Annotated in this window: 5 protein-coding genes; 4 read left to right on the top strand and 1 reads right to left on the bottom strand. The window is 71.2% G+C overall.

The genetic code is table 11. From position 1 onward, the window contains the following. Positions 1–101 precede the first annotated feature (101 nt). Positions 102–1,904 (bottom strand): glycoside hydrolase family 15 protein, encoded by a 1,803-nt coding sequence (locus tag AB0903_RS33795; RefSeq protein WP_366708581.1) that lies wholly within the window; start codon positions 1,902–1,904, stop codon positions 102–104. A 544-nt stretch (positions 1,905–2,448) separates the two neighbouring features. Between AB0903_RS33795 and AB0903_RS33800 the strand changes: the two genes are divergently transcribed. From AB0903_RS33800 to ald, 4 genes are all read left to right on the top strand, one after another. Then, positions 2,449–4,083, top strand: coding sequence for a CTP synthase (locus tag AB0903_RS33800; protein WP_366708577.1), 1,635 nt, complete (start codon positions 2,449–2,451; stop codon positions 4,081–4,083). An 87-nt stretch (positions 4,084–4,170) separates the two neighbouring features. Further along, complete coding sequence (locus tag AB0903_RS33805; protein ID WP_366708579.1) at positions 4,171–4,797, top strand: NUDIX hydrolase; 627 nt, start codon at positions 4,171–4,173, stop codon at positions 4,795–4,797. A 965-nt stretch (positions 4,798–5,762) separates the two neighbouring features. Further along, on the top strand, positions 5,763–7,733 hold the full coding sequence (locus AB0903_RS33810) for a tetratricopeptide repeat protein (RefSeq protein ID WP_366708583.1): 1,971 nt from the start codon (positions 5,763–5,765) through the stop codon (positions 7,731–7,733). Between the two features lie 144 nt (positions 7,734–7,877). Further along, entirely contained in the window at positions 7,878–8,990 is a 1,113-nt protein-coding gene (ald, locus tag AB0903_RS33815) for an alanine dehydrogenase (RefSeq protein ID WP_366708585.1), read from the top strand. Positions 8,991–9,142 lie beyond the last annotated feature (152 nt).

Consider the following 9,142-nt stretch of genomic DNA (forward strand, 5'->3'; position numbering starts at 1 on the left):
ACTCGTCCACGGAGCATGATTTCCATCCCCGTGTCCTATTGGCCACTTGGTGGCCATCGCTGATGGAAAGTGGCCACTGGATCTGGAAACCTACAGGTCCGCTAGCCGCCGTACGCTCCGGACGCGGTCAGCCGCAGGGCGGTGTCGATCAGCGGCACGTGGCTGAACGCCTGAGGGAAGTTGCCCACCTGCCGCTGGAGCCTCGGGTCCCACTCCTCAGCGAGCAGACCGAGGTCGTTGCGCAGGACCAGCAGCTTCTCGAACAGCCGCCGCGCCTCGTCAACCCGCCCGATCATCGCCAGGTCGTCCGCCATCCAGAACGAGCACGCCAGGAACGCGCCCTCGTCGCCGGGCAGACCGTCGACTCCCTCGTCCGCGCCCTCCGTCGGATACCGCAGGATGAAACCGTCGTCGGTGGACAGCTCGCGCTGGATCGCCTCGATCGTGCCGATGACGCGCTTGTCGTCGGGCGGCAGGAAGCCCATCTGCGGGATCAGCAGCAAGGCGGCGTCCAGCTCCTTCGAGCCGTACGACTGGGTGAAGGTGTTGCGCTCGGGGTCGTAGCCCTTCTCGCAGACGTCGCGGTGGATCTCGTCGCGCAGTTCGATCCAGCGCTCCAGCGGCCCGTCCGCGTCGCCCGACTCGATCAGTTTGATCGTGCGGTCGACGGCGACCCACGCCATCACCTTGGAGTGCACGAAGTGCCGGCGAGGCCCGCGGACCTCCCAGATGCCCTCGTCGGGCTGGTCCCAGTGCTTCTCCAAATACCGGATCAGTTTCAGCTGGAGCAGGGAGGCGTAGTCGTTGCGGGCGAGACCCGTCATGTGTGCGAGGTGCAGGGCTTCGGTGACCTCGCCGTAGACATCGAGCTGCAGCTGGTGCGCCGCGCCGTTGCCGACGCGCACCGGGCCGGAGTTCTCGTAGCCGGGCAGCCAGTCGAGCTCCGCCTCGCCGAGCTCGCGCTCACCGGCGATGCCGTACATGATCTGGAGGTTCTCCGGGTCGCCGGCGACGGCGCGCAGCAGCCACTCGCGCCAGGCGCGGGCCTCTTCGCGGTAGCCGGTGCGCAGCAGCGAGGAGAGGGTGATCGCCGCGTCCCGCAGCCAGGTGTAGCGGTAGTCCCAGTTGCGGACGCCGCCGATCTCCTCCGGGAGGGATGTGGTCGGCGCGGCGACGATGCCGCCGGTCGGGGCGTACGTCAGGGCCTTCAGCGTGATCAGCGAGCGGACCACGGCCTCCCGGTAGGGGCCGTGGTAGGTGCAGTGGTCGACCCAGTCGCGCCAGAACTCGGCGGTGGCCTCCAGTGAGCCCTCCGGGTCCGGGAGGGCGGGCGGTTCCTTGTGGGAGGGCTGCCAACTGAGCGTGAAGGTGATCCGGTCGCCGGGGGCGACGGTGAAATCCGAGTAGGTCGTGAGGTCCTTGCCGTACGTGTCCGCGTCGGCGTCGAGCCACACCGAATCGGGGCCGGCGACGCCGACCGTGCGGTTGTCGACCTTGTGGACCCACGGCACGATCCGGCCGTAGCTGAAGCGCATCCGCAGGGCGGAGCACATCGGGACCCTGCCGGAGACGCCCTCCACGATCCGGATCAGCTGCGGGGCGCCGTCACGGGGCGGCATGAAATCGGTCACACGGACTGTTCCGCGCGGGGTGTCCCACTCGGATTCCAGGATCAGGGAGTCACCGCGGTAGTTGCGGCGGGTCGCGACCGGCGCCTGGGAGTGCGTGCCGTACGCCGGTCCCAGCCGCCAGAAGCCGTGTTCCTCGGTGCCCAGCAGCCCGGCGAAGATGGCCTGCGAGTCGAAGCGCGGCAGGCACAGCCAGTCCACCGTGCCGTCCCGGCAGACCAGTGCTGCGGTCTGCATGTCTCCGATGAGTGCGTAATCCTCGATGCGCCCGGCCACGTGCATCTCCAGTCGAACGGCCACGTCCGCCCCGCGGGGCGCTTGCTGCGGTTTCTGCGGTCTTTGGGGTCAAGAGTCGCCGACGAGCCGCGGCTACCCCGAAAACACCATGCGGGAGGCTGTGCCACTGCTTGGTGGGGGCGCCGATGTCCGGGTGACGGTCAGGGGATGGAGGCCGTTCACACGTCCGGCTCGGCAGCGAGTGTCCGAGCAGGATACGACGCACGCCGGTGATCTGTGTGGGTGTCCCGGCAACATGGGTGCGCCGAACGGCTGAGCGGCCGGTGTTCTGCGGTGAGCGGCTCCCACACCTGTTGTCACGGTACCTCCGCAGGCCCCGGGACCGCGTGCGCAGGAGTGGTCGGAGGCGGCCCCTCCGTGTCGCTGATACCCTGGTACCCCGTGGACCGGTGGCCGCAAGGCACCGAAACCGCAGCGACGGCACCCCCCGGATCCGGGTCGGCGGCCGACACGCACCTCACTTAGCGACCACGGGAGCCCCCTCTTGGCGATGCCGCCCGCTGCTTTTCGAAACAGCACAGCCATGACGACCAAGCACATCTTCGTCACCGGGGGTGTCGCCTCCTCCCTCGGCAAGGGCCTCACGGCTTCCAGCCTGGGCGCGCTGCTCAAGGCGCGGGGCCTGCGGGTCACGATGCAGAAGCTCGACCCGTACCTCAACGTGGACCCCGGCACGATGAACCCGTTCCAGCACGGTGAGGTGTTCGTCACCAACGACGGCGCCGAGACGGATCTGGACATCGGCCACTACGAGCGCTTCCTCGACGTCGACCTCGACGGCTCGGCCAACGTCACCACCGGCCAGGTCTATTCGCAGGTCATCGCCAAGGAGCGGCGCGGCGAGTACCTGGGCGACACGGTGCAGGTCATCCCGCACATCACCAACGAGATCAAGTCCCGGATCCGCCGGATGGCGACCGACGACGTCGACGTCGTCATCACCGAGGTCGGCGGCACGGTCGGCGACATCGAGTCGCTGCCGTTCCTGGAGACCGTCCGCCAGGTCCGCCACGAGGTCGGCCGGGACAACGTCTTCGTCGTGCACATCTCGCTGCTGCCCTACATCGGCCCGTCCGGCGAGCTGAAGACCAAGCCGACGCAGCACTCCGTCGCCGCGCTGCGCAACATCGGTATCCAGCCCGACGCGATCGTGCTGCGTGCCGACCGCGACGTGCCGACCGCGATCAAGCGCAAGATCTCGCTGATGTGCGACGTCGACGAGGCCGCGGTCGTCGCCGCCATCGACGCGAAGTCGATCTACGACATTCCCAAGGTGCTGCACACCGAGGGCCTCGACGCGTATGTCGTGCGCAAGCTCGACCTGCCGTTCCGCGACGTCGACTGGACGGTGTGGGAGGACCTGCTGGACCGGGTCCACAAGCCGGTCCACGAGGTCAGCGTGGCGCTCGTCGGCAAGTACATCGATCTGCCCGACGCGTATCTGTCGGTCACGGAGGCGATGCGCGCCGGCGGTTTCGCCAACAAGGCCCGCGTCAAGGTCAAGTGGGTCACCTCCGACGACTGCAGGACCCCGGCGGGCGCCCAGAAGCAGCTCGGTGACGTCGACGCGATCGTCATCCCCGGCGGTTTCGGCGAGCGCGGCGTGGACGGCAAGGTCGGCGCGATCCAGTACGCCCGCGAGAACCGGATCCCGCTGCTCGGCCTCTGCCTGGGCCTGCAGTGCATCGTGATCGAGGCCGCGCGCAACCTGGCGGAGATCCCCGACGCCAACTCCACCGAGTTCGACGCGGCCACCTCCCACCCGGTGATCTCCACCATGGAGGAGCAGCTGGCGTACGTGGAGGGCGCGGGCGACCTGGGCGGCACCATGCGGCTCGGCCTGTACCCGGCGAAGCTCGCCGAAGGATCGATCGTGCGCGAGGTCTACGGCGACGAGCCGTACGTCGAGGAGCGCCACCGCCACCGCTACGAGGTGAACAACGCCTACCGGGCGGAACTGGAGAAGAAGGCCGGCATCCTCTTCTCGGGCACGTCCCCCGACAACAAACTCGTCGAGTACGTCGAGTACCCGCGCGAGGTGCACCCGTACCTCGTCGCGACGCAGGCGCACCCGGAGCTGCGTTCGCGCCCGACCCGTCCGCACCCGCTGTTCGCCGGGCTCGTGAAGGCGGCCGTGGAGCGCAAGTCGGGACGCTGACGCTCAGGCGATACGGTTGACCGGGGTACGGACCTGCGAGGGTTTCGTACCCCGGTTTCCGTTCTGCGGTTGGAAGGACGCTTTTCGATGGCCATCAAGGACACGCCCGAGCACTGGCAGGTCACCGCGACCTCGACGCCGTTCCGGGGCAACAAGACCAGCGTCCGCACCGATGACGTCGTCATGCCCGACGGCACGGTCGTCAAGCGCGACTACCAGGTCCACCCCGGCTCCGTCGCGGTGCTGGCCCTCGACGGCGAGGGCCGGGTCCTGGTGCTCCGCCAGTACCGGCACCCCGTCCGGCAGAAGCTGTGGGAGATCCCGGCCGGGCTGCTCGACGTGCCGGGGGAGAACCCGCTGCACGCCGCGCAGCGCGAGCTGTACGAGGAGGCGCACGTCAAGGCCGAGGACTGGCGGGTGCTCACCGACGTCTACACCACGCCCGGCGGTTGCGACGAGGCCGTGCGGATCTTCCTCGCCCGTGAGCTGTCGGAGGCGGAGGGCGAACGCTTCGAGGTCTCGGAGGAGGAGGCCGACATGGAGCTGGCGCGGGTGCCGCTGGAGGAGCTGGTGCGCGGGGTGCTCGCCGGTGAACTCCACAACACCTGCCTGGTCGTCGGCGTGCTGTCGGCGGTCGCGGCGCGTGGCGGTGACGGGTTCGACGCGCTGCGCCCCGCGGAGGCGCCGTGGCCCGCGCGGCCGTTCGAGGCGTGAATACCCCGAAGGCGTACCTGATGTGACGATCTGCTGATCCGATCGGGTGACGCCGCCGCCCTGCTCCGCGCGGATCGCCGTAGTGCCTGAACTACGCTCGAACCGCCCGTGCGGAGCCCCGCCGGGCTCGGCTCGCACGGTGGACTGGAGCGTGGCCCGTGACGGATCAGGCGCTGGACGTGGACGGCCCCGACCGGCCGGCCGACGCGGAGACGGCGACCGCCGAGGAAGCGGCGTCCCGGCCGGCCGTCGCCCGAGCCCGTTCGCACGCCGACCACCGGCCCGACACCACTGGACCGTCCCGTCCCGGCACCCCGGACGGCCCTGGTACTTCCGAGAGTCCCGGCACGCCGGGCGGGCCCGGCACCGTGGACGGGTCCGGTGTCTTGGAGGGCCCCGGCTTCGCGGACGGGCTCGGCACGCCGGACGGCCCCGGTGTCTTGGAGAGTCCCGGCACGCCGGGCGGCCTCGCCGCCGTGGACGGGGCCGGTGCCCCTGACGGCCCCGGCGACGCGACGGTGTCCGCAGGTCAGGGCGCTGCCCCCGAGCCGGAGCCCGAGCCGGAGCAGGCTCCTCGGGACGCGCCGCCGGTGACCGCCGGCGGGGTCGATGACCGGGCAGGGACGGGGACCGCGAGCGGCGTCGCGCCGGAGCGGGCCGGCGACTCCATCGCGCCGGGTCCCGCGGCGAAGGGCCGGCGCGAGGACGGCGCCCGCACGGCGGAGACCTATGACGACGACGGCGCCGATGCCCTCCACGGCGTGGACGGGGACCCGGGTCCGGCGGCAGCCGAAGGCGCCGCCGACGACAGCGGCATCGCCCCGCCGTCGGGCACGGCGGATCCGCCCGGTGTCGCGGCGCCTCGGCCTCCTGCGGCGCCGGGCGCCGGTGCGCGAGGGACGGACACGGTGACGGAGACCCGCCGTGCGGCCGGGGCGGCGCGCGGCCAGGGCCGTGCGCAGACGGTGTTCTTCGGGCGGCAGCGGGAGCTCAAGGAACTCGTCGCCGACATCGAACGTGCCGGCCTCGACACGCTCGCGGGTCGCAAGGCGCCGCGCGCGCGGGTGCTGCTGATCGCCGGGCGCCCCGGCTCGGGACGGACCGCGCTGGCGGAGCAGCTCGTCCGCATGCTCGGCGACCGCTTCCCGGACGGCGTCCTGCGGGTCTGGCTCACCGAGCCGGGCGGCCGGCCCGTCCCCATGGAGGAGGCGGCGCGCGGGCTGCTCGACCGGCTGCGTATCGCCTCGCCGCCCGGCGCAAGCGACGACGAGCTGACCGAGATGGTGCGCGAGGCCCTGGCCGTACGGCGCGTGCTGCTCCTCGTCGACGACGTCACGGAAGCGGAGCAGGTCGACCTGCTGCTGCCGCAGAACCCGGACTGCCTGGTGGTGGCCGTGTCCCGGGGCCCGCTCACCGGCATCCCCGGCGTACGGCCGTGCACTCTCGGCGGCCTGGACGCGAGGTCCGCGATCGAACTGCTCACCACCTTCACCGGATCGGTGCGGATCACGGTGGACCCGCAGGCCGCGGAGGCGATCGCCGAGGAATGCGGTGGCCAGCCCGCCGCGCTGGTGCTGGTCGGCGGCTGGCTGGCCGCCCGACCGGGGGTCTCCGTCGCAGACGCCGCGAAGCGGCTGCGCGGGCTGCCGTCCGGTGACGAGCACCCCACCGGCGACAGGCCGTTGGCCAGGGCGTTCCGGCTGGTTTACGACTCGCTGCCGCAGTCCGCCGCGCGGACCCTGCGACTGCTGGCGCTCGCACCGGCCGGACGTGCCGACGCGCACACCGCGTCCGCGCTGTCCGGCTGCTCCGTGTCGGCCGCCCAGGGCACCCTGGAGAGTTTCGCCGCGCTCGGGCTGGTGCGCCGGGCGGGGGAGTCGTTCGAGGTGCCGGGCGCCCTCGCGCCGCTGCTGCGCACGCTGATGGAGTCCACGGACCGTCCCGCCGAGGTGCAACTGGCCCGCGCGAGGATGCTGGAGCGGACCGTACGACGGCTCCAGGCGTGCCGGGCGATCACAGAGCCCGAAGGCTCCTGGGCCCGTAAGAAGCTGGCCGCGCTGCCGCGCGCCCTGCGCTTCGCGTCCGCGGCGGCCGCCGGTGAGTGGCTGCGTGCGAGCCGGTCCGAGCTGTTGGCGTCCGCGCGGCTCGTCGTCGACGACGGTGAGCTGGACACACTGGCCCGTCGACTGGTCGCGGCCCTGGTCAGGGCGCTCGCGGCGCACTGGGGTACCGAGGCGGCGGCCCCCGAGCTGTACGGGCTGCACCAGCTGGTGCTGGACGTCGCCGAGCGCCGGGGACTGCACCGTGAACAGGCCGCCGCGCTGCTCAACCTCGCCGATCTGGACGCGCAGACAGGACGCACCGCGGACGCGCTGGCCCGGTACCGGGCGGCGCTCGACGCCGGACGCGCCGCGAACGACCCGTACGCGACCGGCCGCGCGATGGAATCCGTAGGCGGCGCATACCAGGAGCTGGGCGACTGGCAGCGGGCGGCCGACTGGTACGGCCGTGCCCTCGCGCAGCGCCAGGCGCGCGGCGAGCGCGCCGACGAGGCGAGGCTGTACGGGCGACTGGGCGCCGTGCACAGCTACGCGGGCCGGTACGGGGAGGCACTGCGCAACTGGCGGGCGGCCGTCGCGGGGCACCGCAGGGCCGGCGATCTGCCGTCCCAGGCAAGAGCGTTGAGCGAGGCGGCCCGGGTGCAGGAGTACGCGGGGCGGCCCGAGGAGTGCCTGCGCACCTGCCAGGAGGCGGTGGAGCTGGCGCGCCGGGCGGGTGACGTACGCCTCCACGCCGCGCTGCGGCTCAGGCTCGCCGACACCCTGGACCGGCTCGGTGACCCCGCGGCGGCCCGGCTGCACCGCCGCGCCGCGGAAAGAATGCTTGGAACAGAGGATTCAACCTACGAAATCCGTGGCACTACGCTCAAAGGTTAGTGCTTTGCAAGGCTAGACAGCGGGAAATCCTTCATTAGACTGGCAGCACCACGGCTTCTCGTGGTGTGTCCCGGTATGCCTTTGCGCGGCTGGGTACGCGTGTCATCGACCGATATATCCCCTGAGCCAAGGACCGTGATCGACGTGAAGGTCGGCATCCCCCGCGAGGTCAAGAACAACGAGTTCCGGGTGGCCATCACCCCGGCCGGCGTGCACGAGCTCGTGCGCAACGGACACCAGGTCTTCGTCGAGCAGAACGCCGGTGTCGGCTCCTCGATCACGGATGACGAGTACGTCGCCGCGGGCGCGAACATCCTCGCCACCGCCGACGAGGTCTGGGCCACCGCCGACCTGCTGCTGAAGGTCAAGGAGCCCATCGCGGAGGAGTACCACCGTCTCCGCAAGGACCAGACGCTCTTCACCTACCTGCACCTCGCCGCCTCCCGCGAGTGCACCGACGCCCTGCTGGAGTCCGGCACCACCGCGATCGCCTACGAAACGGTCGAGGTGAACCGGGCGCTGCCGCTGCTCGCCCCGATGTCCGAGGTCGCGGGCCGGCTGGCCCCGCAGGTCGGCGCGTACCACCTGATGCGCTCGGCCGGTGGCCGGGGTGTGCTCCCGGGCGGTGTCCCCGGCACCCAGGCCGGCAGGGCCGTGGTCATCGGCGGTGGCGTCTCCGGCTGGAACGCCACGCAGATCGCCGTCGGCATGGGCTTCCACGTGACCCTGCTCGACAAGGACATCAACAAGCTGCGTGAGGCGGACAAGATCTTCGGCACCAAGGTGCAGACGATCGTCTCCAACGCCTTCGAACTCGAGAAGGCCGTCGTCGAGGCCGACCTCGTCATCGGTGCCGTGCTCATCCCCGGCGCCAAGGCGCCGAAGCTGGTCACCAACGAGCTCGTCGCCAAGATGAAGCCCGGAAGTGTACTTGTCGACATTGCGATCGATCAGGGCGGCTGCTTCGAGGACTCGCGTCCGACGACCCACGCCGAGCCGACGTTCAACATCCACAACTCGGTCTTCTACTGCGTCGCCAACATGCCCGGCGCGGTGCCGAACACGTCCACATACGCGCTGACCAACGCCACGCTGCCCTACATCGTGTCGCTGGCCAACCATGGCTGGGTCGAGGCGCTGCGCCGTGACGCCGCGCTGGCCAAGGGCCTCAACACCCATGACGGCAAGGTGGTTTACCGCGAGGTCGCCGAGGCGCACGGCCTCGACAGCGTCGAGTTGAGCACCCTGCTCGGCTGACCGGTCAACCCGCGTCGTCAACCTCACGAGTCGGGGGGGGGGGGGGGGGGGGCGCGGGGGGGGGGGGGGGGCCCGCGGGCGGGGGCGGGGGGGAGGGACTGGCCGGCACACGACACAACACAAATACGATAGAGGGCGCAACCCAGAACCAG

It is taken from the genome of Streptomyces sp. NPDC048389, from assembly GCF_040706335.1.
Taxonomy (GTDB): Bacteria; Actinomycetota; Actinomycetes; order Streptomycetales; family Streptomycetaceae; genus Streptomyces.